At 65.0% G+C, this 26,178-nt stretch carries 21 protein-coding genes; 12 read left to right on the top strand and 9 right to left on the bottom strand.

The window, feature by feature from the left end:
* Nucleotides 1-256 precede the first annotated feature (256 nt).
* From EN861_RS20070 to EN861_RS20040, 7 genes are all read right to left on the bottom strand, one after another.
* Nucleotides 257-1,492, bottom strand: coding sequence for a VWA domain-containing protein (locus EN861_RS20070; RefSeq protein WP_135865193.1), 1,236 nt, complete (start codon nucleotides 1,490-1,492; stop codon nucleotides 257-259).
* The gene (locus EN861_RS20065) at nucleotides 1,485-3,734 is read right to left on the bottom strand and encodes a DUF5682 family protein (RefSeq protein ID WP_135865191.1); all 2,250 of its coding nucleotides are present in this window, start codon (nucleotides 3,732-3,734) and stop codon (nucleotides 1,485-1,487) included. Before EN861_RS20065 ends, EN861_RS20070 begins: the two co-directional genes overlap by 8 nt.
* A gap of 4 nt (nucleotides 3,735-3,738) precedes the next feature.
* Nucleotides 3,739-4,818 carry an AAA family ATPase gene (locus EN861_RS20060; protein WP_135865188.1) on the bottom strand — a complete coding sequence of 360 codons (1,080 nt, stop codon included), beginning with the start codon at nucleotides 4,816-4,818 and terminating at the stop codon, nucleotides 3,739-3,741.
* Nucleotides 4,819-4,838: 20 nt separating this feature from the next.
* A complete protein-coding gene (locus tag EN861_RS20055) occupies nucleotides 4,839-6,278 on the bottom strand; it encodes a DUF5691 domain-containing protein (RefSeq protein WP_135865186.1) in 1,440 nt (479 codons plus the stop codon).
* The gene (locus EN861_RS20050; protein WP_245512072.1) at nucleotides 6,275-7,660 is read right to left on the bottom strand and encodes an SWIM zinc finger family protein; all 1,386 of its coding nucleotides are present in this window, start codon (nucleotides 7,658-7,660) and stop codon (nucleotides 6,275-6,277) included. Before EN861_RS20050 ends, EN861_RS20055 begins: the two co-directional genes overlap by 4 nt.
* Before the next feature lie 185 nt (nucleotides 7,661-7,845).
* Complete coding sequence (gene ftsZ, locus EN861_RS20045) at nucleotides 7,846-8,883, bottom strand: cell division protein FtsZ (RefSeq protein ID WP_135865182.1); 1,038 nt, start codon at nucleotides 8,881-8,883, stop codon at nucleotides 7,846-7,848.
* Between the two features lie 88 nt (nucleotides 8,884-8,971).
* The gene (locus tag EN861_RS20040) at nucleotides 8,972-9,286 is read right to left on the bottom strand and encodes a hypothetical protein (protein ID WP_127278077.1); all 315 of its coding nucleotides are present in this window, start codon (nucleotides 9,284-9,286) and stop codon (nucleotides 8,972-8,974) included.
* A 42-nt stretch (nucleotides 9,287-9,328) separates the two neighbouring features.
* Between EN861_RS20040 and EN861_RS20035 the strand changes: the two genes are divergently transcribed.
* From EN861_RS20035 to EN861_RS20025, 3 genes are all read left to right on the top strand, one after another.
* On the top strand, nucleotides 9,329-11,389 hold the full coding sequence (locus tag EN861_RS20035; protein WP_127278078.1) for a N,N-dimethylformamidase beta subunit family domain-containing protein: 2,061 nt from the start codon (nucleotides 9,329-9,331) through the stop codon (nucleotides 11,387-11,389).
* 187 nt (nucleotides 11,390-11,576) lie between these two features.
* Nucleotides 11,577-12,275 carry a GntR family transcriptional regulator gene (locus tag EN861_RS20030; protein WP_127278079.1) on the top strand — a complete coding sequence of 233 codons (699 nt, stop codon included), beginning with the start codon at nucleotides 11,577-11,579 and terminating at the stop codon, nucleotides 12,273-12,275.
* Between the two features lie 248 nt (nucleotides 12,276-12,523).
* A complete protein-coding gene (locus EN861_RS20025; protein ID WP_127278080.1) occupies nucleotides 12,524-13,879 on the top strand; it encodes a glutamine synthetase family protein in 1,356 nt (451 codons plus the stop codon).
* A 13-nt stretch (nucleotides 13,880-13,892) separates the two neighbouring features.
* Here EN861_RS20025 and EN861_RS20020 read toward each other — a convergent pair whose 3' ends face one another.
* Nucleotides 13,893-14,744: a MurR/RpiR family transcriptional regulator gene (locus tag EN861_RS20020; protein WP_127278081.1), complete on the bottom strand. Its 852-nt coding sequence runs from the start codon at nucleotides 14,742-14,744 to the stop codon at nucleotides 13,893-13,895.
* A 172-nt stretch (nucleotides 14,745-14,916) separates the two neighbouring features.
* Between EN861_RS20020 and murA the strand changes: the two genes are divergently transcribed.
* From murA to EN861_RS19970, 9 genes are all read left to right on the top strand, one after another.
* Nucleotides 14,917-16,173: a UDP-N-acetylglucosamine 1-carboxyvinyltransferase gene (gene murA, locus EN861_RS20015; protein ID WP_127278082.1), complete on the top strand. Its 1,257-nt coding sequence runs from the start codon at nucleotides 14,917-14,919 to the stop codon at nucleotides 16,171-16,173.
* Entirely contained in the window at nucleotides 16,170-17,051 is an 882-nt protein-coding gene (locus EN861_RS20010) for an N-acetylglucosamine kinase (protein WP_127278083.1), read from the top strand. The genes murA and EN861_RS20010 overlap by 4 nt, the downstream gene beginning before the upstream one ends.
* 164 nt (nucleotides 17,052-17,215) lie before the next feature.
* Nucleotides 17,216-18,139: an N-acetylmuramic acid 6-phosphate etherase gene (gene murQ / locus EN861_RS20005; protein WP_127278084.1), complete on the top strand. Its 924-nt coding sequence runs from the start codon at nucleotides 17,216-17,218 to the stop codon at nucleotides 18,137-18,139.
* Between the two features lie 170 nt (nucleotides 18,140-18,309).
* Nucleotides 18,310-19,824 (top strand): ABC transporter substrate-binding protein, encoded by a 1,515-nt coding sequence (locus EN861_RS20000; protein WP_135865180.1) that lies wholly within the window; start codon nucleotides 18,310-18,312, stop codon nucleotides 19,822-19,824.
* Between the two features lie 34 nt (nucleotides 19,825-19,858).
* Entirely contained in the window at nucleotides 19,859-20,818 is a 960-nt protein-coding gene (locus tag EN861_RS19995) for an ABC transporter permease (RefSeq protein ID WP_127278733.1), read from the top strand.
* On the top strand, nucleotides 20,818-21,657 hold the full coding sequence (locus EN861_RS19990; protein WP_127870608.1) for an ABC transporter permease: 840 nt from the start codon (nucleotides 20,818-20,820) through the stop codon (nucleotides 21,655-21,657). Before EN861_RS19995 ends, EN861_RS19990 begins: the two co-directional genes overlap by 1 nt.
* The gene (locus tag EN861_RS19985) at nucleotides 21,654-23,402 is read left to right on the top strand and encodes an ABC transporter ATP-binding protein (protein WP_127278732.1); all 1,749 of its coding nucleotides are present in this window, start codon (nucleotides 21,654-21,656) and stop codon (nucleotides 23,400-23,402) included. The genes EN861_RS19990 and EN861_RS19985 overlap by 4 nt, the downstream gene beginning before the upstream one ends.
* Before the next feature lie 208 nt (nucleotides 23,403-23,610).
* Complete coding sequence (locus EN861_RS19975) at nucleotides 23,611-24,615, top strand: serine hydrolase (protein ID WP_127278731.1); 1,005 nt, start codon at nucleotides 23,611-23,613, stop codon at nucleotides 24,613-24,615.
* 4 nt (nucleotides 24,616-24,619) lie between these two features.
* Nucleotides 24,620-25,735 carry an anhydro-N-acetylmuramic acid kinase gene (locus tag EN861_RS19970; protein WP_127278730.1) on the top strand — a complete coding sequence of 372 codons (1,116 nt, stop codon included), beginning with the start codon at nucleotides 24,620-24,622 and terminating at the stop codon, nucleotides 25,733-25,735.
* On the opposite strand, the gene EN861_RS19965 is transcribed toward EN861_RS19970, so the two are convergent.
* Entirely contained in the window at nucleotides 25,736-26,161 is a 426-nt protein-coding gene (locus EN861_RS19965) for a GNAT family N-acetyltransferase (RefSeq protein ID WP_127278729.1), read from the bottom strand. It lies immediately after the preceding gene.
* Nucleotides 26,162-26,178 lie beyond the last annotated feature (17 nt).

Here is a 26,178-nt window from a genome sequence, read left to right as displayed (position 1 = left end):
TTTCCGTCCCGGTGATATTTTTATCAGTTGCTGCAAAATTTTTCACATGGCTCGATCAGAGTCAAGCGACCGCTGCGCGCAATTCACGACATGATGGCCAGGGCGGGCGTCGGCCGGCCCTTTGGCGATGTCAGCGCGTGGTGATGCGAAGCGGCCCTTGCGCCGTGCCTGTCAGCACTGCGGGCGTTTCAACGCTGCTTTTGGTTGCCGCTCTGGCGATGCCAAGCGGGCTTCCGGCGGCGAAGATAGTCGCGCCTCAGGCGTCAGCCATGGTATCATCGGCCTCGGCGCGGACCAGCTTAATATCGGCCCCGGCAGCCCAGGCGCCGATATCCTCGCGACGCAGTGCCGCGGCCATCATGTCGGGAAACAGATCCGGCGTGCAGGCAAAGACGGGAATGCCGAGTGCCGCAACCGACCCGGCCATTTTGGGGTCATAACCCGGCCTGCCCTGATCGGTCAGCGCCAGAAGCACGACCACATTGACGCCCGAGCGAACGAGTGCCGCCAGCCGCTGCAGCAATTCCTGGCCATTGCCGCCTTCATAGAGGTCGGTGATCAGCACCATATGCGACTTGGTCGGCCGTTCGATGCGGTCGGCGCAATAGGCGACCGCCTGGTTGATGTCGGTGCCGCCACCAAGCTGCACGCCGAACAGCACCTCGACAGGGTCGCTGAGTTCCTCGGTCAGGTCGACGATCGCCGTGTCGAAGCAGACCAGCTTGGTCCGCACCACCGGCAAGGAGGCCATCACGGCGGCGAATATCGAGGCATAGATCACCGAACTGGCCATCGACCCGGACTGGTCGACGCACAGCACGACCTCGTCCAGATCGACCAGCCGACGCTGCTGGCGCATGAAGCCGATCAATCTTTCCGGCACGATGGTCTTGTGCTCGGGCTGATAGTGGCGAAGGTTGGCCGAAATGGTGCGCGGCCAATCTATGTCGCGCTGGCGCGGGCGGTTGGTGCGGCGCGAGCGGTCGAGCGCACCCCGTATCGCCTCGGCGGTCTTCTGCTCCAGCCGTTGCATCAGCTTGGCGACGATGTCGGCGATGATCGTGCGGGCGACGTCCTTGGTCTTGGCCGGCATGACCGAACGCAGCGAGATCAGATCGGCGACCAGATTGACATCCGCCTCGATCGCCTTGAGGAATTCCGGCTCCATCAGCATCTGCTTCAAATTGAGCCGTTCGAAGGCATCCTTCTGGACGATCTGCACCACCTGCGCCGGAAAGAACGACCTGATATCGCCCATCCATTGCGCGACTTTCGGCGCCGATCGCCCCAGCCCGCCGCGCCGCTTGCGCGGATCGGCACCAGCATCGCCGGCGCCGTCGCCATAGAGCGCATCGAGTGCAGCCGAAAGCCGCTTGTCGGTCTCGGAAAGCGCTGCCGATGACGGATCATCGGCGCCGATCGCCAGGCGCCAGCGGCGCTCGCGCTCGTCGCCCGCCTGGCCGGATTCGCTCATGTCGATCCCGTCATCCATGGTCATTCTCGCCCCTGAGCAACGGCGCGAGCCGATCGAGATGCCGGCGCCACGCCTCGCCGCCATCAGGTGTTGGTGTCAGCCCGGCCGGCAGGCGTCTGGCGCGGCCGAGCACCGCTTCGATCAGCCGCCGCCGCTCCATCGAGTCGAGGTGCGAAAAGACCCGGCGCAACAGCGGCAAATGCGCGACGAATGCCTCCTCGTCGAGCGATTTGAGCCAGGCGTCCACCGCACCGCGCAAACCTTCGTCGTAAATGAGCCGCTGGCCGGCAGTGCTGAAGAAGCCCTCGAAGAACCCCGCGGCCTCGGTGACCGCCGTGCCCGGCGACAGGCGCCGCGCGATCAGGCCCGCCGCTGCTTCAGCCGATAGATGGCCGGCCTCGTAGAGCAGATGCGCGGCACATCCCGCCACCAGCGCCGTCGAGCGCGATCCATCGAGCACGGCCGCCAGCCCATTGCGCCAGGCATCCAGAACGTCCTGTTCCGGTTCGACCAGCTTGATTGCCTCGTCGGCCTTGCGCATGACGCCGACCAATGCGGAGGAAGCCTGCGCATCGAGATCACGGGCGGCATAAGGGAGTGCGATCCCGCCTTCGACAATCAGTCGCGCCAGGAGACCGGACAGGCGGGCGGTTTCGGTCTTGCGGGCTTCGCCATAGCGGATGATGTCAGCGAGCGGCGGAACCGATGCCAGGATTTCGAGGCATTCGCTGCTGTGCGCCGCGCGTTCCTCCAGCGTCGCGAGACCGACGGTCGAGGCTTCCGACAGGTTCGCCGTGATGGCGCCTTGAACGAGTGCCGCCAAGGCGTCGAGGGATGACGCCGCGGAAATCATCTGGATCAGCCGGCCGTTGGCAGCTTTTTCGATGGTCGGGCCATGGACCAGGTTCTCGACCAGGCGAACGGCATATTCCGGCTCCCATGACAGGGTCCAGCGCTCGCGGAAGGTGCCGCGGCTGCGGCCTGCGTCGGTCAGCTTGCCCCAATGCACGCCAAGCACATTCAGCCGGTGCAGCAAGGTCGACCGAAACAGCCCGCTTTCACTGCGCAGGTCGACCGACAATTCGCGCTCCAGCGCCTCGGGCTTCAGCCGCGCCGCCTTCTGGTTGCGCTGCAGATCCTCGATCAGCGGCGCCAACGGGGTATCGGGCGGAATTTCGCCGACATCCGCACCCAACAGCAGTTCGGCCTCGACCAGCGCCCACAGGATGGCTTCGCCGTTGAACAAGGCGGCGATCGCGGCGTCGCGCAATTCCTCGAAGCCGGGCTTTGGCCGTTCGCGGATTACAGCCAGCGCGCGGGCCAGCCTTTCGGCTTCGATCAGCGAGGCGGTAGAGACCATATGCCCCTTAGCCCTCAGCACCGCGGCGATCATGGCCAGCCACAAGGTCGCCGCGTCATGTCGGCCGCGGGTGCGCCACAGATGCTTGCACCAGCCGGGGGCGACGACGCCGGCGCCATAGCCGAAGCCAAGCGCCAGACGCGGTCCGGTCCAAGGCGCCCAGGTCATCGTGCTCTTGCGCCGGGCTAGCCCTTTCAGGAGGGCCTGATCCTCTTTTTGCGGACGTGTCGCCTGCAGTGCCGGCACATGGAAGGCGCCGCAGACGACAGCGATCGGCCCGTCGAATTCCTCGCGCGCGGCGGCGATCTCAAGCCGCATATGCGCTTCGCGTTTGGCCTCGAATTCGGCAAGCGGACCTTCGCCTTCGCGCAGTGTCGTCATCGCATCGGCAATGGCCGCGAAGATCGGCCCCGGCTCCGGGTTCTGCTCGATGATGTCTGCCCACCAGCTTTCGCCATCCTCGTAGCCGGCGGCTTGTGCCAGCGCGCCGATCGGGTCACGCAGATGCGGCGCCGTTTCAGTCTCGACCTCGGCTCCCGTTTCGTCGGCAGCAGCGTCTTGCGCATCTTCAAGCGGTGCTACCCGGGCTGATGACGGCAGGTCGATGAAGCGCAATGCCGCGTTGTTGCCAACGGCCCACAGGGCCGCCTGGTATTCCGGCGAGAACTCGGCGAACGGCCAGAAGCTTGTCGAAGCCGGATCGTCTTCGGGATAGCACAGCAGCGCCACCGGCGGCTGCATTTCGGGGCGGGCGAGCAACGGCAGCAGCGCGGAAGCATCCGCGGGCCCCTCGATCAGCACGGCGACCGGTTTCAAGTCCTGCAATGCCTGCACCAGACTGTCGGCGGAGCCGGGCCCGTGATGGCGTATGCCGAAATAGGAAACCTCGCCCTGCGCCATGGCGTCAGATCGCTGCGTTCAAGGCCGCGTAATAACCGGCATAGTCGGGCCGCTTCTTCAGCACCGTCTCCAGATATTCCTCCAGCACGAGCTTGTCCTGCACCGGATCTTTCACGATCGCGCCGACGAGGCTGGCGGCCAGGCCTTCGGCGCCGAGCTTGCCGCCATCGAACCATGCCGCCTGGCTGAGCCCGCCGACCATGGTCGCGATCGCCTCGGCCGTGGACAGCGACCCGGATGGCGTCTTCAACGTCACCTTGCCGTCCGATGTCGCGCCCGAGCGAAGCTCGCGGAAAATGGTCAGCACGCGAGCGATCTCGTCGCCGACATTCTTCGGTACCGGCAGGTCGAGACCGCCGGCCATCTCGCCGACTCGCTTGGAGACGATCGCCACCTCCTCCGCCATGTCTTCGGGCAAGGGCAGCACGACGACGTTGAAGCGGCGCTTCAGTGCCGAGGACAATTCGTTGACGCCCTTGTCGCGGTTGTTGGCGGTGGCGATGATGTTGAAGCCGCGTTGCGCGTAGATCGAGGTGTTGAGCTCGGGGATCGGCATCATCTTTTCGGACAGCACGGTGATCAGCGTATCCTGCACGTCCGAACCCATGCGCGTCAGTTCCTCGAGGCGGCAGAGCTTGCCGCCTTGCATGGCGCGATAAAGCGGTGTCGGCACCAGCGCCTCCTCGCTCGGGCCCTTGGCGAGAAGCTGTGCGTAGTTCCAGCCATAGCGGATCTGGTTTTCGTCGGTGCCGGCGGTGCACTGCACGATCAGCGTCGAGTCGCCCATGATGGCGGCGGCGAGATGCTCCGACACCCAGGATTTGGCGGTACCGGGAACACCAAGCAGCAGCAGGGCGCGGTCGGTTGCGAGCGTCGCCACCGCGGTTTCCATCAATCGGCGACGGCCGACATATTTCGGCGTAATCGGCGTGCCGTCGTCGGCTTTTCCGCCGAGGAGATAGGTCAGCACCGCCTTTGGCGACAGGCTCCAGCCGGCGGGCTTTTGCCGATCGTCGTTACGCGCCAGCGCCTGCAACTCGCCGGCATAGGCCTGCTCGACCGGAAGACGGATGACTGCGTTCATTTGCTGTTCTCCGGATTTGATCATTTTCGAGATTCGGACTGATATTCGGCCAGCGCCGCGTTGAGGCGCAGCAAGCCGAGCGAAGGGGCTGCCGGCGGCATGCCGGCTGTTACCATCTCGTCGATCAGCCGCTTTGCCGTGGCTGACGTGGCAAGAAAGCCAAGCATTTCGAGGACGTTGTCGGCGGTCCGCCTGGCGGCGTCATCGCTTCCGCCAACGGCCGGACGCAGCGCCTGCAGGACCTGCCCAAGGTCGCCCCACTCCACCCAGCCCGCCTCGGCGGCTTCAAGCAGGCTGAGCGAGGCGAGATATGCCGCGTCTTTCAAGATCAGCCGGATGAGGGCCTGTTTTCTTCCGGTATCCAGGCGCGGCATCAACTGGAGCACGAAAAGCGCCGGCTTGCCGCCTTCCGCGACAAGCGTGTCGGCCATCTGCGCCACCGCGCCATCGCTGCCCGAGGCGGCCACCATTCGCGCGAAAAAGATATCGGCATTGTTGTCGGCGCCGAACTGCCAACCGGCGATGAATTCGGTTTCGCCAACGCCAAAGCGTGTGGCGAGATCAACGAGATTGCAGGTGCCGAACAATTCGGCGCGGCGCTGGTCCTGCGCCGGGGATTTTGGTTTCACCGGCGTGTAGGTCGTGCGACGGCGGATGAACCCGGATTTGCCCGCGCTGATGAAGGCCGCAAGTTCGGTGACCGGATCTTCGCCTCCGCCCTCACCTGGAAGGCCGTGCTGACCCAACCTTGCCAACAGCCGGCCGGCGAGTTCGCGCACCTTGCCTGAGCGATCGGCGGAGAGGCCCTTCAGAAACGGCACGTCATCCGGCCCCAGCCCGAAATGCATGAGTTGGATAAGGGCAAGCCTGATCTCCGCAGGCTCGCCGGATCCCTTGGTCTCGATCAGCAGCCGGGCCGAAGCCGGTTCGCGGCGGCGCATCTCGGCCAGTGCCGTACGCCGCGCCGCGGGGTAGAAATCATGCCAGTTTTGCGCCGTCAGCCTGTCTTGGCTGATATGGCTTTGCCCTTCGACGCCCGCCTGCCAGTCGACCCAGGGGGCATAAACATCAGGACTGTCCTGATCGGAGGCGGCCGGCATCCAGTCCATCGGATGCAGCACCAGGCCATGGCTGGCGACAAGCGCCACCACCCGTACCTTGCCCCTTGTGTCGGCCGCCTGTTTGAGTGCGGCTCTGACAAGCGGCCGCAGCTGGGCGGGCAACATCGGCAAAGCGAGTGCTGGTAACGGGGGGCGGCGTTTCAGCGTCGATGGCGCGGCGGGCCGCAAGGCGATTTCAAGCGCCTGCGCGGCGATCACCAGCAGCCGGCGCTCCTTCTCGTCGGGGTCCGAACCGCCGGCGATTTGTTGCCACGCCACCGGGGCCAGGTCGAAGCTCGTTCCGCCGGTGATCCAGCAGTCACGCATCGCCGCCAGGCCGATCTGCTCAAGCTCGTTCACGACAGGTCGAGCCTCCCGAAACTGCTCCGCGCCGCCAGGAGGTCGAGCCGGCTGCCATTCCAAAGCGCGACCGTTGCCGCGAGATCGATACCGAGAAGGGTTGGACTGACAGCCTCGTTGATCGGCAGAGCGATGCCGTTCGGGTCGCCAGCCGCCTGCCACCAGGGCGCGCCCCGGTCGTCGAGCAGGATCGCGCCTGGCGGCAGCATGACAGGACAATCGGTGAGCCACGGCGCCGCGTCCTGACAGAAAAGATGCGTGGCGAGCGGATCCGTTTCGCTCGACGCAACAGCAGGCCACTCGCCCGACGAAACCTTACCCTTGCGGTCCATCACCAGGGCACGCAGCGGCTGGCGTGACGGATAGAAGATCAGCCGCGCGTCGAAGCGGTCGCCTGGTGTGAAGGCGTTGGACCGGCGGCCGGCCGAAGCCGGGAAATAATCGAGCAGAAGCGCGAATTGCGGAGCGGCACTCCTGATATCGAGCAGCCAGGTCGAATGGCTGACGAGACCGTCGCGGCGGGTCTCGATCTTCTCGCCGAGAACCTCCCATGCACTTTCGACCTGGACCGCGTGGGGGCTGGCCAGAACCTGCTCGCGCGTTTCGGAAGTCGACACCAACCGCTTCATTTCGGGATCGTCGGGCGCGGCACGCCAGGCCTTGGCCAGCAGCACCAGCTTGCCAAGTTCGCGGATCGCCGCATCGGGCCGTTCTTCGCTGCGAAGCGACATCAACCGCGACGGAATCTCATCGAGACGGCCGGCAAGGGCCGTCGCCTTCATGTCGACCAGCCGCGCGGCAATCCGGCGGCAACGGTCGCCGCTGTTGTCGACAAATCCGGCAAGACCAAGCCGTAACTGATCCGATATCCACTGGTCCATCTCGTCCAGCGCCGCCGAGACCGAAGATCGTGTCTCCTCGGCCCGCTTGCGCTGTGCCGCTTCGCGGCGTTCCACGGCCGCCGTGTCTTCCACCTCGGTGCTCTCGTCGGTCCGCGCGGCTTCACCGATGCTCTTGCCGCCGGCACCCGAGGCCTGTTGCGTGCTCGGCGGCGTGGTCTTCCTGCGGCGGCCGAGCCAATCATTCACCCACTCCGGCGTCGAATCGGCGGGGGTAAAACTGGTCGGCACCGTGGCGGCGATCCACATCAAGGCCAGGCTGTGCTTGCAGGGGAATTTCCGCGACGGGCACGTGCATTTATAGCCATGATCGCCGGTGTCGACGACCACACGATAGGGATTGGAACCGGATCCCTGACACTCGCCCCACATAAGGGCCAGCGCTTCGTTCTTTTCGAGGCGTGGCCAGTTCGATCGTTTGGTCAGCTTGGAAGCGGCGCTCAGCGATGCCTGGTCAGGGGCAAGCGCCTCGATCGTTTTCAAGTCAAATTCCAAGCCGCGCCTCTGGTCGCCAGAACGAATGCCAGTTGCCAGTATAGATGGCCGTCTGTGACGGATTCTTGTAGCAGCGGCGGACTGGAGATCAATACAGGCGCTGCGTGCCGATTGTCTCTACCAGCCCGCTGCGCACGCAAAAAGGCGATATTGGCGAGACCCGCCAATAAATTCTATTGGAGGATTCGTGTCGGCGCGTGGCCTGGATGGTCACGCGCCATATCGGCATGGACCTCCGCCTCGGCCAGCGAACGATCGAGCCCCGTCGCCACCACCGAGACCCTGAAGCGGCCTTCCATGCTCTTGTCGAAGATGGCGCCGACGATGATGTCGGCGTCCTCGTAGACTTCCTCGCGAATGCGGGTGGCCGCCTCGTCGACCTCGAACAGGGTCATGTCCCTGCCGCCCGATATCGACACCAGGACGCCCTTGGCGCCCTTCATGGACATTTCGTCGAGCAGCGGGTTGGCGATCGCGGCTTCCGCCGCCTTCATCGCACGGCCGTCGCCGGACGCCTCGCCGGTTCCCATCATGGCGCGGCCCATGCCGCGCATCACCGATTTGACGTCGGCGAAGTCGAGGTTGATCAGGCCTTCCTTGACGATGAGGTCGGTGATGCAGCTGACGCCGGAATAAAGCACCCGGTCGGCGATCACGAAAGCGTCGGCGAAGGTGGTCTTGGCATCGGCGATGCGGAACAGGTTCTGGTTGGGAATCACGATCACCGTGTCGGCGGCCTCGCGCAGCCGCTCGATGCCCTCTTCGGCCATCTGCATGCGGCGCCTGCCCTCGAAGGTGAACGGCTTGGTGACGACGCCGACCGTGAGGATGCCGGCCTTGCGCGCCGCCTGGGCGATGATAGGAGCAGCACCGGTTCCGGTGCCGCCGCCCATGCCGGCGGTGACGAAACACATATGGGTGCCGGCCAGATGATCCATGATCTCGTCAAGCGATTCCTCGGCCGCGGCACGCCCAATCTCGGGGAACGAGCCGGCGCCGAGGCCTTCCGTGACGTGCGCGCCAAGCTGGATCAGCCGTGTCGCCTTCGACATGGTCAGCGCCTGGGCATCGGTGTTGGCGGCAATGAACTCGGTTCCCTGAAGCTGTTCCACGATCATGTTGTTGATCGCGTTGCCGCCACCGCCGCCGACGCCGATAACGGTGATCTTGGGTCTCATCTCGGAGATTTCCGGCTTCTTGAACTCGGCCATGCCTGCTTCTCCTTCGCCAATTGCGTGCGCTTCACGACCCACAAGCAGACTGCCCGTAGGACATTGCAATCGAGCGGCATGACGCGAATCAGTCCGTTCGGATGGGTACCCCAAAGAGCCAGAGAGCGGCCGCACGTGCAAGTGTGTGAGGGTCAAGTTTTGTGATGAAGAGGCCGACCTGCGAGAACGCGATTGTCCGGTCCCGGGTGATCGCGATACTGTCGTCGCGGATCAGGCGCCACGACGGATGCCTGGCGATGGCCGGGCGGAGCCCGCCTTTGCCGATCGTCTCAATGGCCAGGACGAGATCTCTGCGGAGTTCGACATCAATCAAAGCTGGAGGGGTATATCTCCCTTCCAGAACCCAAAAAGGCATGAAAGAGTTGTCCAGTTTGCCAGCCATGAGATTGCGTCAGCCGGGATGGCGGCGCGGACTTTCGCGGCGATGAAACGCCCCGTCGATCACGGCGCCATGGCCGTCTCAGGCTACACCGTTCCCTGGCATACAGCGGCCGGAACACCGGTCGCCCTTCATGTCTCGTCGTCGCGGCAGCTACGCGACGTGCACGTCGTGCGGCTCGATACTCCCGCGGCCGAGCCGATGGGCTGGCGCGTCGAGCCGACGGGAAATGCCGTGTCCCACCGCGATTTCGATCACGGATCCTTCCTGAAGATCGCGGCGGCGGAACTGGGCAAGGCCACCGAGATCGAAGGCGTCGCCTTCGAAGTGTATTTGACGCGCAACGATGGCGCCCGCGTGCTGTTCGAGAGCGGAAACCTGCGCCTGGGCTTGCAGGACGGGCGGCTGACGTCAGGCCACGACGGCAAGCCGCTCGAAACCGACGTGGCCTTGCCGGCAAACACCTGGCTCATGGTCGAGATTTCGTCAAACGACGGCGTGACCGTGTTGCGCATCGGCTCGGACGATCTCCTGTCGCCGTTTCGCCTGCATCGTCAATTCGACCTGCCCTGGCGGCCCCTGTCCGGAGACATGGTCTTCGGGACCAGCGCGGCAAACGACCTGAGGTCGCTCAACGCCAAGTTCTCGGCAATCGCGCTGCGAACCGCGGCCGGTCGCATCGCCTGGGCGTTTCCCACCCTGCTGCCGAGCGGCCCGCTCTCTTCGACAGGCGCCGATCGCGTCCTCTTGCTGGAAACGATCAACCAGCCCGCTTTCTGCATGACCTCGCGGCGCTGGGACGGGTCGAGTTTCGACCCCCGCCTGGTGCCGGCGCATTACGACGCCGTGCATTGCCACGACGACGACATGGGCGCGTTGCAGTGGCCCGCCTCCTACCAGTTACAGGTTCCCGCCGAGGCGCCGGCCGGAGTCTATGCCTTCGAGGTCGGTCACGATGAAGGATCGGAGCGCGTCGTCTTCTTCATCACTTCGTCGGTGCGCCGGGCGCCGCTGTTGTTCCTGGTGCCGACGGCCACCTATCTCGCCTATGCCGATGAATTCCTGCCAGCGCATCTCTACGAATGGATGTGCGAGGATCGCGGCCATCGCTTCGCGATCGACAACAATCTGAAGTCGCTCTACGACTACCACAGCGATCTCAGCGGCGTGTCTATCTGTTCCACCAGGAAGCCGAAGGCGACGCTGCGCGACGACTACAATTATCCGCTGTGCGGCTGCCCGCACAATCTGCCGGTCGACCTGCACTTTCTGCGCTTCTGCCACAGCAACGGCATTGCCTTCGATCTCATCACCGACCGCGATCTGCATGAGCGGGGCCTTGCCGGCCTGCAGGATTATCAGGCTGTCATCACCGGCAGCCATCCCGAATATATGTCGGTCGAGATGGAGCATGCGCTGCGCCAGTTCGCGGCGGCGGGCGGCGGCATCGCCTATCTCGGCGGCAATGGCTTTGCCGGCAAGGTCGCATTCAAGGACGATCTGATGGAACTGCGCCGCTCGCCGCTCGAGGCGGGTCGGACCTGGGACGGCCCCATCGCCGAACAGTCACTGTCGATCACCAACCAGCCGGGCGGCGATCTGCGCGCCAGTGGGCGCGGTGAATTCTCGCTGACCGGCGTCGCGATCTCGCTGATGGGTTTTGACGGCGCGCGACCCTTCACACGCACGCCGGAAAGCCATCAACCCTCGGCCGCGTGGTTGTTCGACGGCGTCACCAGCGAGACCTTCGGCGACGAGGGCATCGTGCTTGGCGGCGCCGCCGGCTACGAAGTCGATGCCACCGATCCGCATCTGGGCACGTCCCCCGACACCATGGTCATTGCCCGCGCGACCGGCTTCCCGGACAGCTTCGTCCATGATGCCACCCGTTGGTACGAGGGAGGTGAAAGCGAGCGCGACGGCCGCCGCTGCGCGGAGATGACGCTGCGCCATCTGTCTTCGGGCGGCCTGATCTTCTGCGCGAGTTCGGTCGCCTGGTGCGGCGCCTTGCCGGCGGGCGATGCCATGAACGACGTCGGCCGGATCACCAAGAATTTGCTGACGCATCTGGCGGCGGAAAAGAGCCGGCAGGCCGCGGATCGATAGCCCGGAAAGGAAGGCAACCCACCGCACCGCGCCGGTTGGGCCAGTTGGCTTGCCGCGCAACGACCGAAGCGTCTATCATGCATGATCAATCGGCGGCTTGGGTGTTCCCGCCGTGCCCGGCTCAAGGTTTGTCCGCGGCGCGTGTCGTCAGGTCAATTTCAGAACGCATGAAGCAACGCCCCCGCCAATGGCCGACAGAACACATTTCGGTTTGACCGCCGTCGACACCGTGCCCTTGCACGAGAAGGTCTATCTGGAGCTCGTGCGGGCTTTGATGTCAGGGCAATTCCTGCCCGGCCAGAAGCTGACCTCGCGCAAGCTCGCCAGGGAACTGGGCACCAGCGACATGCCGGTGCGCAGTGCCTTCATGCGGTTGCAGGCCTTGCGGGCGCTGACCCCGATGCCGAACGGCAGCGTCGAGGTGCCGGTGATCTCGGCCGAAAGGTTCTCGCAGTTGACCGCCGTGCGCACGATCCTCGAAGGCCCGGCGACCGAGCTTGCGACAAAACTGATCAACGGCAACAATCTGCGGGCGATCCGACGCCATTGCGCGGAATTGACCCTGGCCGCCCGCAAGGGCGACATCGGCGACTATCTCAGGAAGAACCACGATTTCAAATTCTCGATCTATCGTCATTGCGGCAACGAGCAGATGATCTTCCTGATCGAGACGGTGTGGATGCAGGTCGGCCCGTTTCTCCGAAACCTCGCCATGGGGTTCGAGGACGACCTCTCCTCCATTCTGGACATCGACTATCACGAGGAAGTCGTCGCGGCGATCGAGGCACAGGACGGCGCGCGGGCGCGCGTGGCCATCGTTCGCGACATCGACGAGGGCGCCGCGCATATCCTGCGGCAGGCCAGGTTTCCGGAAGCGAGGAGCTAGACCGGTGTCTCCTGGACCCGTCACCAGATGCCACTTGGCTTTCCCTTGCCTTGCCGCTATGTTGCGATCGCAGATCGCGCAATTGGTTCCTGAAATGCCTCCCGATATCCCGGCTAATGATCTGAAAAAATGAGGGAAATTCTTCCGACTGATGTCGGAGATGTCTTCATGAACTCATCAGCCGTCTTGTCGTGAAATAGGGTGGCCGCCTCAGGCGCGGCACCGCAGGGAACCAGAGGTAACGGAAATTGAGCGATGCAATTGCGGACGTTCTGAGCTGGCTCGAGAGCCGAAACGACATCCAGAGCCTGAGGGCCGCAGTGTGCGACCTCAACGGCATCATGCGGGGAAAGCGCATCCCGGTCGAGCAGGCCCGCAAGGCGCTGGAGGGCAAGCTGCGCATGCCCTATTCGCTGATCGGGCTCGATGTCTGGGGCGAGGACATCGAAGGCAATAGCCTGGTCTTCTCGACCGGCGATGCCGATGGCCTTTGCCAATGGACGGGACGCGGCATTCTGCCGGTGGAATGGACGGCGCATCCGACGGCGCTCGTCCCGCTCTGGCTCGCCGACGAGAGCGGAGCGCCCTATCTCGGCGATCCCCGGCGCGCGCTGGCCCGTATCCTCGACCGTTACAAGGCGCTCGGCCTGACCCCGGTCGCGGCGACAGAACTTGAATTCTATCTGGTTGATCCGCAGTCGCAGCGGCCGGTCGGACCTGTCTCGCCGGTCACCGGGCGGCGTCTCGATTCCGACGCGGCATTGTCGATCGACGAGATCGACGATTTCGAGGCCTTCATCCACGACGTCTACGAGGCCTGCCGGGCGCAAGGCATTCCCGTCGACACGGCGATTGCCGAAAACGGCGTCGGCCAGTTCGAGATCAACCTCAACCATGTCGCGGACGCCCTGCGGGCGGCCGACGATGCGGTGTTGTTCAAACGCACGGTGAAGGGCATTGCCCGCAAGCATGGCTTTGCCGCCTGCTTCATGGCCAAGCCCTATGGCGACCGGGCCGGCAACGGCTTTCACGTCCATTTCAGCCTGGTCGACGCCGACGGTCGCAACGTGTTCGACGACGGCACTGATCAGGGCTCCGAAACCATGCGCAACGCGGTCGGCGGGCTGCTGGCGGCGATGGCCGAGAGCACGCTGGTCTTCGCACCGCACTTCAATTCGTATCGCCGCCTTCGCCCGCGCTCCTATGCACCGACCGCGGTCGCCTGGGGTTACGAGAACCGCATGGTCGCGATCCGCATTCCCGGCGGCCCGACCGGGGCGCGCCGCATCGAGCATCGCGTGTCGGGGGCGGATGCCAATCCCTATCTGGTGCTTGCCGCCATATTGGGAGCAGCCCTGATCGGCATCGAAAGACAGATGTCGCCGGGCGAGCCTACCGGGAGCGATGGCCAAGGCGCGGCGCCAGCCAAGCTACCGCCGGACTGGGCCTCCGCGATCGCCACTTTCGAAGGTGGAACGCATGTGGCGGAGATCTTCCCGGCGATCCTGCGCGACTCTTTTGTCGCCTGCAAACGCCAGGAGTTGAACACCTTTGCCCTCAACGTCAGCGACTTCGAGATCGAGACCTATCTCGAAAGCGTCTGAGTGTTTACGGCGATCATCCGGCCTTCAGCACCGAGACCGCCGCCTCGCTGTTGTGGACATAGTCGTTGGCGTCGGGCTGCCTCTGCACCAACAGGATGAACAACAGGTCGGTTAGTGTGAGCTGCGCGTCGCGCGCGGTGATGGAGGAGGAGCGCGCTCGCTCCTCGTCGGCGATGGTGTAGAGGCGGATGTCGGCGACCCGGCTCAGCGGATTGTCGTGCAGGCCGGTGACGGCGATCACCATTGTTCCGCGCTTGGCTGCAAGTTCGGCGATGCGCAAGGTTTCGATGCTGGCGCCGGAATAGGAGATCGCGAACAGCACGTCGCCAGGCCCGAGCGTCGCGGCATTGGCCATCTGGATGTGGCTGTCGCTGTCGTGCAGCACATTGCGGCCGAGCTTCATCAGCTTGTAGGAGAAGTCGCGCGCCACCAGCGAGGAGGCGCCGACGCCGACCAGATGGATGCGGCGCGCGCCATCCAGCAGTTCCAGCGTCCGCGAGATGACGCGCTCGCTGTTGGCGGCGACGGTCTGCTGCATCGACAGCAGCTTGCTGCCGATCAGCTTCTTCAGGATGACCGGAAAGTTGTCGCCGACCTCGATCGAACCATGGATGACACCGGCCGGCACCTGCCAGTCCTGCGCCTTGGCCTCGCTGACGGCGAGCTTGAGCTCCTGGTAGCTGGCATAGCCGAGCTTCTGGCTGAACTTGACGACACTCGACTGGCTGCGGCCGATCTCGGCCGCGAGCGCCGCCGTCGACAGGCGCAGCATCTGGTCGGGATTGTCGACGATGTACCGGCCGATCTCGCGATCGCCGGGCGCCATGCCGTCGAGCTTCGCATTGATCCTGCTTAGGACGGACACGGGAATTCCTCGCTGTTCAGACTTGCAAGACGAGGAATAAATTATTCCAATTTCGATTGACAGCCAAGAACGCAGAATTAATTCTCAACTCGACCCGGATCAATATCCGGGATTCGGAGCAGGCTTTCCCAGGCAGATCCCGGGCGTGGCCCTCATCATCAAGGTTTCAGTCATGGACAGATTGCGGATCGTCGGCGGACAGAGACTGCAAGGCGCGGTCACCATATCGGGCGCCAAGAATGCCGCTTTGCCGCAGATCGCGGCTTCGCTGCTCAGCCCCTACCCGCTCGAACTGACCAACCTGCCCGATGTGACCGACGTCGAAAACATGCTCGGTGTGGTACGGCTTCACGGCGCCGACGTGACGCGGTCCGCCCATGCCGCGACCATCGACACCAGTGCCGCCGTCTCCAAGGAGACGTCCTACGACACGGTGCGGAAGATGCGGGCGACGGTGCTCGTCCTGGCGCCGTTGCTGGCGCGGTTCGGCCATGCGCGGGTTTCGCTGCCGGGCGGCTGCGCGATCGGCGCGCGGCCGGTCGACATGCATGTCGCCGCACTCGCCGCACTCGGCGCCAGGATCGCCATCGAGAACGGCCTGATCGTTGCCTCAGCGCCGAACGGATTGACCGGCACCCGCATCGTGCTCCCCTCGCCATCGGTCGGAGCGACGGAAACCGCCATGATGGCGGCGACCACGGCCAAGGGCGAAACCGAAATCCTCAACGCCGCGCGCGAACCCGAAGTGGCCGATCTCGCGGCTTGCCTCAACGCCATGGGGGCGCGCATCGAGGGCGCCGGCACGCACCGCATCCTGATTGCGGGCGACACCAGCTGGCACGCCGCCAGGCACGACATCATCCCCGACCGCATCGAGGCCGGCACCTATGCGATCGCCGCGGCGATCACCGGCGGCCAGCTCGAACTCACCCATGCCCGGCTCGAACACATGGCCTCGGTGGTGCAATTGCTGGAGGCGACGGGGGTGAGTGTCTGGCCGGGCGATCGCGGCCTGATCGTGTCGCGCGACCGGCCGCTCAAGGCCGCCGACCTGACGACCGAACCCTATCCCGGTTTTCCGACCGACCTGCAGGCGCAGTTCATGGCGCTGATGTGCTGTGCGGAGGGTGCGTCGCTGCTGCGCGAGACCATCTTCGAGAATCGTTTCATGCATGTGCCCGAACTGATGCGGCTCGGCGCCAACATCAAGCTGCAAGGCACCATGGCGCTGGTGCGCGGCGGCGCGAAGCTCCATGGCGCGCAGGTGATGGCCACCGACCTGCGCGCTTCGGTGTCGCTGGTGCTGGCGGCGCTGGTCAGTGAAGGCGAGACAACAATCAACCGCGTCTATCACCTCGACCGCGGCTATGAGCAACTGGATCGCAAGCTGCGCCTTTGCGGCGCCGACATCGAGCGGCTGGGCGCATGAATACCGAGGCGCATTATTTCCTCGGCGTCGATGGTGGCGGCAGCGGTTGCCGCGCCCGCCTCGAGGACGCGCAAGGCGTGGTGCTGGGACAGGGCCTGTCCGGCCCGGCGACGACGCGGCTCGGTATCGAGGCAGCCTGGGCCTCGATCGCGAAAGCCTTCGGCGCAGCGGTCGAGGAAGCAGGTTTCGCGCCAGCCGAGACCGCCCGGATCCATGCCGGCATCGGCCTTGCCGGTATCGGCCGCAAGGGCGCGCTGGAGGCGCTGCGGGCAATCGCGCATCCCTTTGCCAGCACCGATTTCGTCAGCGACGGCGTCGGCGCCTGCCTTGGCGCGCACTCCGGCAAGGACGGCGCCATCGTCATTGCCGGGACAGGCTCGATCGGCCTTGGCTTTGTCGAGGGCCGCGACCTGCGCGCCGGCGGCTATGGATTTCCGATCTCCGACGAGGGCAGCGGCGCCGACCTCGGACTGAAAGCCGTGCAATTGGCATTGCGCGCCCATGACGGCCGGCACGAACGGACCGCGTTGCTGGCGGAGGTCATGCAGCGCTTCGCCGGCGACCCGATGGAGGCCGTCGCCTGGATGGACCGCGCCAGCGCGACGGACTATGCCGCGCTTGCACCCATGGTGATGCGCCATGCCGACCAGGGCGACCCTGTCGGACGCCGCATCGTGCAAAGCGCCGCCGAACAGATCGACACACTGGTGCGGGTGCTGTTCGAAAAAGGCGCGCCGCGCGTGACCTTGCTCGGCGGCCTCGCCAGCCCCCTCGAACCCTGGCTCTCCCCTGACGTGCGCCGCCGCCTGAAGCCCGCCGACGGCGACGCCGTGTCCGGCGCGATCATTCTTGCCAAGAGGTCGGTTGGCGGAGGATAGGTCGACAAGATAGGAATAAAATATTCCAAAATTCGATTGACGATGTGAATATTGAATTCTAAAAAGTTAACAAAGAAAACTGCGATGACGGACCCAGGATCCGGACGCGCTCCGCCCGTCGAGCGGTGCCGGACGCCGTGCAGCATGATTTTGAAAGCGCTGGAATGACCGAGCAAGGGTTGATGTCTGAGCTGGACCGGCTGGTTTCCGAAGGCCGGAACCCAAGGACCGTCGACATCGACCTGTTGCCGACCATCGACGTCCTGCGCAGGATCAATGACGAGGACAGGCTTGTCCCGGCGGCCGTCGAAAAGGTCATGCCGGAAATCGCCGCCGCGGTGGATCGCATCGTGCTCGCCTTCCAGAAAGGCGCGCGGCTGATCTACATCGGCGCCGGCACCAGCGGCCGGCTTGGCGTGCTCGACGCTTCGGAATGCCCGCCGACCTTCGGCGTACCCGAAGGCATGGTCGTCGGCCTGATCGCCGGTGGATCCGACGCGCTGGTGCGCTCGCTGGAAGGCGCCGAAGATGACCCGAAGATGGGCGCCAAGGCCTTGCAGGACATCGGGCTCACACCCGATGACGTGGTGGTCGGCATCGCGGTCAGCGGGCGCACGCCCTATGTGATCGGCGGCCTGACCTATGCCAAGCAGTTGGGCGCGGCGACGGTCGCGCTGTCCTGCAATCCGGCATCGACCATTGCCGGCATCGCCGACATCGCCATCTCGCCCGTCGTCGGCCCCGAAGTGCTCACCGGCTCGACGCGGCTGAAATCGGGAACCGCGCAGAAGCTGGTGCTCAACATGCTGACCACGGCTTCGATGATCCGCATCGGCAAAAGCTACCAGAATCTGATGGTCGACCTTAACCCGTCGAACCGTAAGCTGGTCGCCCGGGCGATCAGGATCGTCATGCAGACGACCGGCTGCACCGCGCCGCAGGCGCGACAGGCGCTCGACCGGACCGGCAATGACGTCAAGCTGGCGATCCTGGTGACCATTACCGGCCTCGACGTCGAAGCGGCGCGGGCCGCGCTGTTCAAGGCCGGAGGGTTCCTGCGAAAGGCGATCGGCGACGAAGCGGCCTGAGGCCGCCCGGGACATGACGGCTGAAAGCCGCTTTAGACATGACGGCAAGAAGCCGCATGGGACAAGACGGCGTCAAGCCGCATAGACTGGGCCGATACTCCAAAGCATGTGTGCCATGGAAGCGGCCGACGGAAACTGCAAGGCATCGAGTTCAATAGTGGGAGACGAGAATGGTTCATCTTACAAGAAGGCTGCTTTCGGGCATTACCCTTGGCGCGATGCTGGGCATCGCGACGGTTTCGACGCAGGCGGCGACGCTGCACATGGCATGGTCGCAGGACGCCACCGGGCTTGACCCGCACAAGCAGACGGCGTTCTCGTCGCTGCGGCTTTTGGAGCTGATCTACGAGCCGCTGGTGCGGGTCGATGCCAGCCTGCAGATCATCCCCGCCATCGCCAGCTCCTGGGAGTTCTCCAAGGACGGCAAGGAGCTGACCTTCAAGCTCGATCCCAAGGCGAAATTCCAGGACGGCACGGCCGTGACCTCCGCCGACGTCAAGGCCTCCTTCGAGCGCATCCTCGACGAGAAGACGGGTGCCGCCGCCCGCGCCAACTTCCTGTCTATCGCGAGCATCGACACGCCGGATGCGGCGACCGTAGTGTTCCATCTCTCGCAGCCCGACGTGCCGATCCTGACGGCGATGAGCGACGTCAACGCGGCCATCGTTCCGGCGACCGAGATCAAGGCCGGTTCGATCGGCACCAAGGCGGTCGGTTCCGGTCCATTCAAGCTCGACAAATGGGACCCCAACGCCAAGGAAGTTCTGAGCGCCAACAAGGACTGGGCCGGGGGTGCTACCGGCGTCGACGGCATCGAGATCAGCGTACTGCCGGACGAAGCGGCGATCCTCGCCGCCATGCGTACCAAGCAAATCGATTTTGCCCTGCTCAATGATCCGCTCGTCGCCACGCTGGTGCCGAAAGAACCCACCCTGCAGCTCAACCGCGTGCCGGTGCTGGCCTATCACGTTCTGCAGCTCAATCCGTCGCGCAAGCCGATGACGGAGCTCAAGGTGCGCCAGGCGATCTCATGCGCCATCGACCGGCAGGAGGTGCTGGACACCGCTTCGCTCGGCGAAGGCAAAGTCACCGGGCCGCTGACCATCCCGGCGCGCGCCACCGATCCGACCCAGTTGTTCTGCTACAAGCGCGATGTCGAGAAGGCCAAGAAGCTGATGGCCGAGGCCGGCTTTGCCGACGGCTTTTCGGCGACCGTGATCGGGGCCACCGGCGAGCCGCCGACGGCGGCGGCGGAAGCCCAGGTCATCCAGTCGCAGCTCGCTGAAATCGGCGTCAAGCTCGACATCAAGATGATGGAGCTCAACGTCTATGTCGACGCCTGGCTGAAGGGCGATTTCGACATGGCGATCGCGCTCAATGGCGGCCGTGCCGACCCCTACACCATGTACAACCGCTACTGGACCAAGGCTGGCAATCTGCAAAAGGTGTCGAACTACATCGACGACACGCTCGACAGCCAGATGCAGCAGGGCCGCGCCGAGACCGACCCGGCCAAACGCAAGGCGATCTTCGCCGCGTTCGAGAAGCATCTCGCCGAGATGTCGCCCTGGATCTGGCTCTACACGTCCTACAGCTACACGGCGCAGCAGAAGAACATCGCCGGATTCGTGCCGACGCCGACCGGCACGCTGTTCAGCCTGAGCAAGGTTACCATCCAGCAGTAGCCGCCGGAGGCATTGGACGAGAGGACTTCTTCGCGTGGACTATCTCTTGCGACGGCTGGCGACGTTTCCTCTCGTCCTGCTTGGCGTGTCCATCCTGGTCTTCGTCGCGATCAGGATGGTGCCCGGCGATTCGATCACGGCGATGCTGGGCACCGAAGCCGGCCTGCTGACGCCGGCACAGCGGGATTCGCTCGCCGCCTATTTCGGCATCGACCAGCCTTGGTTCATCCAGTACTGGCGCTGGGTCGGTGGCATCCTGCACGGTAATTTCGGCATCTCCGTCACCTATGGCAGGCCGGTTCTCGACGTTATCCTCGAGCGCTTCCCGCTGACGCTCGAACTGGCTCTGCTGTCGATGGTCATCGCGCTCGCCGTCGGCATGCCCGCGGGCATCTACGCGGCCACCCACAATGAGAAGCCGTCCGATCTCGGCGTGCGTATCGTCGCCATGATCGGCCAGTCGACGCCGAGCTTCGTGCTTGGACTGCTGATCATCTACACGCTTTCGGCAGGCTTCGGCGTACTGCCGGCGATGGGGGAATTCGCGCCGCTCTGGCAGGATCCCTTGCGCAATCTCAGCCAGTTGATCCTGCCCGCCATCACGCTCGGCTTCGCCTTCGCGGCGTCCGTCACCCGCATAGCCCGTTCCGCCATGCTCGACGTGCTGAGCGACGATTATGTGCGAACCGCGCGCAGCAAGGGCGCCTCGGCGCGCAGCGTCATCTGGCGGCATGCCTTGCCCAACGCGCTGATCCCGGTCGTGACACTGAGCGGCATCGAGTTCGGCTATCTGCTGGGAGGCGCGGTCATCGTCGAGCAGATCTACGCCCTGCCCGGCCTCGGGCGCATGGTGCTCGACGCCATCCTGCAGCGCGACTACGCGCTGGTGCAGGGAAGCGTGCTGTTCATCGCCTTCAACTTCATGATCGTCAATCTCCTGGTCGACCTCGCCTATGTCGCGCTCGATCCGCGCATCCGGCTTGGGGAACAGTGATGCGCATCCTGCGCGCCGTCTTCCGGCATGGCAGCGGCCGCATCGGCGGCGGCATCGTCTGCGTCTATCTGCTGCTCGCCATCCTTGGCCTGCTCGGGCTGACGCCGCACAATCCGATCACGCAATACCGCATCGACCGTCTGCACGCGCCGAGCGCCGGCTACTGGATGGGCACGGACCTGTTCGGCCGCGACGTCGCCAGCCGGCTGATGGCGGGCATCGGCCAGTCCTTCACGGTCGCCTTCTTCTCGGTTGCCTTCGCCACCCTTGCCGGCACGGTGCTGGGGCTTGCCGCCGCCTGGCTCGGCCGCCGCTGGGACGGCGTGGTGATGCGGGTCATGGATGTGCTGCTGGCCTTCCCGGCGATCCTGCTGGCGCTGCTCATCGTTACCGTTGCCGGGCCGGGCACCTGGACCAGCGTGGTGGCCATCGGCATCGTCTACACGCCGATCTTCACGCGGGTGGTTCGCGGCCCCGCGCTGTCGCTCAAGACACGCGAGTTCGTCGATGCGGCGCGTACCTTCGGCAGCAGTTCGTCCTACATCGTGACGCGGCATCTGCTGCTCAACCTTGTGGCGCCCTTGACCGTGCAGGTGACGCTGGCGCTCGCCTGGGCGCTGCTGACGGAAGCCGGCTTGAGTTTCCTTGGCCTCGGAACGCAGCCGCCCGCCGCCTCGCTCGGCCTGATGCTGAGCGACAGCCGCAATTTGATGGAGACGGCGCCCTGGCTGATGATCTTCCCCGGCCTGGCGATCATGATCAGCATCCTCGGCTTCAACCTGCTGGGCGACGCCTTGCGCGACATTCTCGACCCGAAGATGCGAAGGGCGTTGGCATGACCCCGCTCCTCTCGGTTTTAGACCTGCGCGTCGGCTTCGGCCGCAATCCCCAGGCCAACGAAGTGGTGCGCGGCGTCAGTTTCGATGTCGCCGACGGCGAGACGCTGGCCATTGTCGGCGAGAGCGGCTCGGGCAAATCCGTCACCGCGCTGTCGATCAACCGGCTCGTCGACTTCGGCGGCGGCCGCATCACCGGCGGCTCGATGAAGCTCAAGCGGGCCGATGGGACCATCTTCGAGTTGGCGACCGCAACCGAGCCACAACTGACCGGCATTCGCGGCGCCGAAATCGGCATGATCTTCCAGGAACCGATGACGTCGCTCAACCCGGTGCTGACCATCGGCACGCAGATCGAGGAATCGTTCCGGCTGCATCGCGGGCTGACGGGCCGGCAAGCGACGGCGGCAGCCAGGGACGCGCTCGACCGCGTGCGCATTCCCGATGCCGCGCGACGGCTGAAATACACGCCCAACCAGCTGTCCGGCGGCATGCTGCAAAGGGTGATGATTGCCATTGCGCTCGCCTGCAATCCGCGCCTGCTGATCGCCGACGAGCCGACGACGGCGCTCGACGTGACGGTGCAGGCACAGATCATGGCGCTGCTGGCCGAGCTGAAGCGCGAAAGCGGCATGTCGATGATCTTCATCACGCACGATATCGGCCTGGTCGCCGGCATCGCCGACAAGGTGATGGTGATGCAGAACGGAGAGGCCGTGGAACACGGCGAACTGAACCAGATCCTCGATAGCCCCCAGCATCCCTACACGCAGCATCTGCTGCAGGACGTGCCGCATTTCGCCAGCGGTCGGGCCACGCGCGCGGACGGGCTGCGCGACAAGGGCGCGAACACGCAGCCGGCCTTGAAGGTCGATGGGCTCGTGGTGCGGTTTCCGCTCAAGAGCAGTTTCTTCAGTCGCGCGACCGGCGCGGTGCATGCCGTCGACGGCGTCGACTTCGACCTGATGCAAGGCGAGACGCTGGCCATCGTCGGCGAGAGCGGCTCGGGCAAATCCACCACCGCCAAGGCGGTGTTGGGGCTGGTGCGGTCGACGCGTGGCAATTTCTCCGTCGCCAGCCGAATGGCGTCGGCGGAGCGCAGTGCCAAGCCCGTGCAGATGGTGTTCCAGAACCCCTACGCGTCGCTCAACCCGAGGCTCACCATCGAGAGCATCCTCGCCGAGCCGGTCATCGCCACCGGTGGGCGGGTGGATGCCCAAACACGGGCCAGGATGGCGAGCCTGCTCGAACGCGTCGGCCTGCCCAAGAACAGCCTCGAGCGCTATCCGCATGAATTCTCCGGCGGCCAGCGGCAAAGGCTATGTATTGCCCGCGCACTGATGCTCAACCCGTCCGTGGTCGTTCTCGATGAAGCGGTTTCGGCGCTCGATGTCTCGGTGCAGGCGAAGGTGCTGGAGCTGCTGGTCGACCTGCAGCGCGAGTTTGGGTTGGCTTATCTGTTCATCTCGCACGATATGGCGGTGGTCGAACGGATCGCGCACCGCATCGCCGTCATTTATGCCGGCCAGATCGTCGAGATCGGCGACGCGCAGTCCGTGCTGTCGAAGCCGAGGCATTCCTATACGAAGAAGCTGATATCAGCCGTTCCGGCGATCGATCGTCGGCACGAGCATTTCGAGATCGACACGCGTCAGGTCCCTTCGCTGGTCAGGCCGCAGGGGTATGAACCGGCGCCGGCGAAATGGGAGAAGTTTGGGGCGGATCACAAAGTGAGGATGGAAACCTAGACATGTCAGCGGGACAGCGCCCCCCTCTGCCCTGCCGGGCATCTCCCCCTCTAGGGGGGAGATCGGATGCCGTCACGGCTTTCGCCAATCTCCAACGTCTGAGGGCTGGCGCCGCGCACGAACTGCCAATCTCCCCCCTAGAGGGGGAGATGTCCGGCAGGACAGAGGGGGGCGCCGTAGAGCGCTACTTCTCCGAAGGAGGCCGGCATTGAGCGACCTCGCCCAGATCTTCAATCGCGCATTCGCGCCCTTGGCAACGGCCGTCTCGGCCAAGTGTATCCCCGGCGGCGTGCTCGGCATTGTCGACAAAAGTGGCGAACGCATCGTCCGCGCAATTGGCTCGGCACAGCTCGTGCCCAAGGTCAGGCCGATGCGGGAAAACACCTGGTTCGACCTGGCGTCCCTGACCAAGGTGATCTTCACCACGCCACGCATCCTGGCGCTGGCGCAGGACGGCACCATCGATCTCGACGCGCCGCTGATCACCCTGCTTCCCGACCTTCGCCAGTATGACGCGAACGCCTGGGAGCGGAAGGTGACCTTCCGCCAGTGCCTCGGCCACCAGACGCCCTTCCCTGCCGTCGAGCCGATTTACACCTATGGACGCGATCCCGAACTGCTGCGCGCCTTCATCCTGCAGCGCGAATGGCGCGCCCGTGATCCCGTCTATTCCGACATCAACTTCATCCTGCTCGGCTTCGCGCTGGAGCGGCTGTCGGGCAAGAGCATCCGCGACATGGAGCCCGGGCCGGGTTTTGCCTGGTTCGCTGAACCCGATGCCACCGCCGCGACCGAGGACTGCACCTGGCGCCATCGCGTGCTGTCGGGCGAGGTGCACGACGACAATTGCTCGGCCCTGCAAGGTGCGGGTCATGCCGGCCTGTTCGGCACGGCCGCTTCGGTGCTCGATTTCGCGCAAGCGCTGCTGGACGGCACCGGCGCATCTGAGCGTTCGATCGCGTTGATGCGTACGCCCTTGTCGGCCACCCGCACCCATGGCTGGGAATGCCCTTATGAAGGGTGGTCCGGCGGTGCGCTGTGCGGTCCGGGAACGATCGGCCATACCGGCTTTACCGGCACCGGGCTGTGGATCGACTTCGACAGAGGCAAGGCATGGACCTTGCTCACCAACCGCATTCATCCGACACGTCATTTCGACAGCGGCATCGTTTCGCTGCGGCAGGCGGTCGGCGATCTCATCAACAGGGACTAGGACCATGGAACCAATCTGGGCCGTCGGCCTGATGACCGGCACCGTACTTGACGGCAATATCGACGTGGCGCTGATCAAGACCGACGGCGAGCGGATCGACGATTTCGGTACCTACCGGCTGATGCCCTATCCCCAATCGATCCGCTCCTTGCTGGAAGAGACGCTGACGGCGGCCAGGGCCTGGAATTTCACCGGGCCAGAACCGGCGATCTTCCGCAAGGCCGAAGAGGCGCTGACGCGCGCCCAGTCGGCGGCGGTCAAGGAACTGGTCGAGGGCCACGGCATGACGATGGCCGAGATTGGCGTCGTCGGCTTCCACGGCCAGACCGTGCTGCATCGGGCGCCGCAGGTCGGACGGCTCGGCCAGACCCGGCAGCTCGGCGATGGTGAGCTGATGCATGAGATATTGGGCACCAAGGTTGCCTATGATTTCCGCTCGGCCGACATGCGCGCCGGCGGACAGGGCGCGCCCTTGGCAGCCGCGTATCACACCGCGCTGATGCGCAGCGCCGGCGCCAGTGGCGAAGTGGCCGTGCTCAATCTCGGCGGCGTCGCCAACATCACCTGGTGGGACGGCGCCGACAATGTCATCGCCTTCGACACCGGCCCCGCCAACGCGCCGCTCAACGATTTCATCAAGTCGAAAGGGCTCGGCGAAATGGACCGCGACGGCGCGCTGGGCGGCGCGGGCAAGGTGGATGAAGCCCGGCTCGCCAAGCTGTTGCAGCATCCCTATCTGAGCAAGCCCTATCCGAAATCGCTCGACCGTTTCGATTTCGGCGCCGCCATGGCCGACGGCCTCGATGCCGAGGATGGCGCCGCCCTGCTCACCGCCTTCACGGCCGGCGCCGTAGGCAAGGCGCTCGACCTCCTGCCCAGCCGGCCGAAGAAGCTGGTGGTCAGTGGCGGCGGCCGCCACAACCCGACGATGATGGCCATGCTGGCCAGCCGCGCTGGCGTCGAGGTGGTGCTGGCCGAAAGCCTCGGCTGGAGTGGCGACGCAGTGGAGGCGGAGTGTTTCGCCTTCCTCGCGGTCCGCGTCCTGCGTGGCCTGCCGATCAGTTTCCCGAGCACGACGGGTGCGCCGCAGCCGATGCGCGGCGGCAAACTGGCAGGCTGATCACGCAACCAGCCTTTTCTGCAGGAAGATACGGCTGCGGCCGACGGGGAAATCGGCAAGGGTGCCGAACGGCTGATAGCCCTGGCGCTGGTAGACCTTGTCGGCGTTCGGGTTGAAGGTGTCGATCAACGCGCCGTGGCAGCCGCGCGCCACGGCTTCCTGTTCGGCCGCCTCGAGCATCTGGCCAGCCATGTGCCGGCCGCGCAGCCTTTCATCGACCCACAGCCATTGCACATAGAGCCAGCCCCAGGCGGTATAGCCGGAGATCCCGGCGACGATCGCACCGGCCTCGTCGCGGACGAAAACGGCCAGTGCCTTCCTCTGGGAAGCGCCGACATCGCTATCGTTGAACGCCGTCAGCCGTTCACCGAGAAAGGCGAGTTCTTCCGGGCGGGGATTGGCGGTCGTTTCGAGCGTGGTGTTCATGGCTTTTCCGGATTGCG

The organism is Mesorhizobium sp. M8A.F.Ca.ET.218.01.1.1 (assembly GCF_004791165.1).
Classification (GTDB): Bacteria; Pseudomonadota; Alphaproteobacteria; order Rhizobiales; family Rhizobiaceae; genus Mesorhizobium.
This window is presented reverse-complemented; position numbering and strand designations above follow the sequence as displayed.

Coding starts and splice junctions, on each gene's coding strand:
- EN861_RS20070 (WP_135865193.1), bottom strand. CDS start 1,492: ATGGATGACGGGATCGACATGAGCGAATCCGGCCAGGCGGGCGACGAG.
- EN861_RS20065 (WP_135865191.1), bottom strand. CDS start 3,734: ATGGCGCAGGGCGAGGTTTCCTATTTCGGCATACGCCATCACGGGCCC.
- EN861_RS20060 (WP_135865188.1), bottom strand. CDS start 4,818: ATGAACGCAGTCATCCGTCTTCCGGTCGAGCAGGCCTATGCCGGCGAG.
- ftsZ (WP_135865182.1), bottom strand. CDS start 8,883: ATGGCCGAGTTCAAGAAGCCGGAAATCTCCGAGATGAGACCCAAGATC.
- EN861_RS20040 (WP_127278077.1), bottom strand. CDS start 9,286: ATGGCTGGCAAACTGGACAACTCTTTCATGCCTTTTTGGGTTCTGGAA.
- EN861_RS20035 (WP_127278078.1), top strand. CDS start 9,329: ATGAAACGCCCCGTCGATCACGGCGCCATGGCCGTCTCAGGCTACACC.
- EN861_RS20030 (WP_127278079.1), top strand. CDS start 11,577: ATGGCCGACAGAACACATTTCGGTTTGACCGCCGTCGACACCGTGCCC.
- murA (WP_127278082.1), top strand. CDS start 14,917: ATGGACAGATTGCGGATCGTCGGCGGACAGAGACTGCAAGGCGCGGTC.
- EN861_RS20010 (WP_127278083.1), top strand. CDS start 16,170: ATGAATACCGAGGCGCATTATTTCCTCGGCGTCGATGGTGGCGGCAGC.
- murQ (WP_127278084.1), top strand. CDS start 17,216: ATGACCGAGCAAGGGTTGATGTCTGAGCTGGACCGGCTGGTTTCCGAA.
- EN861_RS20000 (WP_135865180.1), top strand. CDS start 18,310: ATGGTTCATCTTACAAGAAGGCTGCTTTCGGGCATTACCCTTGGCGCG.
- EN861_RS19990 (WP_127870608.1), top strand. CDS start 20,818: ATGCGCATCCTGCGCGCCGTCTTCCGGCATGGCAGCGGCCGCATCGGC.
- EN861_RS19985 (WP_127278732.1), top strand. CDS start 21,654: ATGACCCCGCTCCTCTCGGTTTTAGACCTGCGCGTCGGCTTCGGCCGC.
- EN861_RS19970 (WP_127278730.1), top strand. CDS start 24,620: ATGGAACCAATCTGGGCCGTCGGCCTGATGACCGGCACCGTACTTGAC.
- EN861_RS19965 (WP_127278729.1), bottom strand. CDS start 26,161: ATGAACACCACGCTCGAAACGACCGCCAATCCCCGCCCGGAAGAACTC.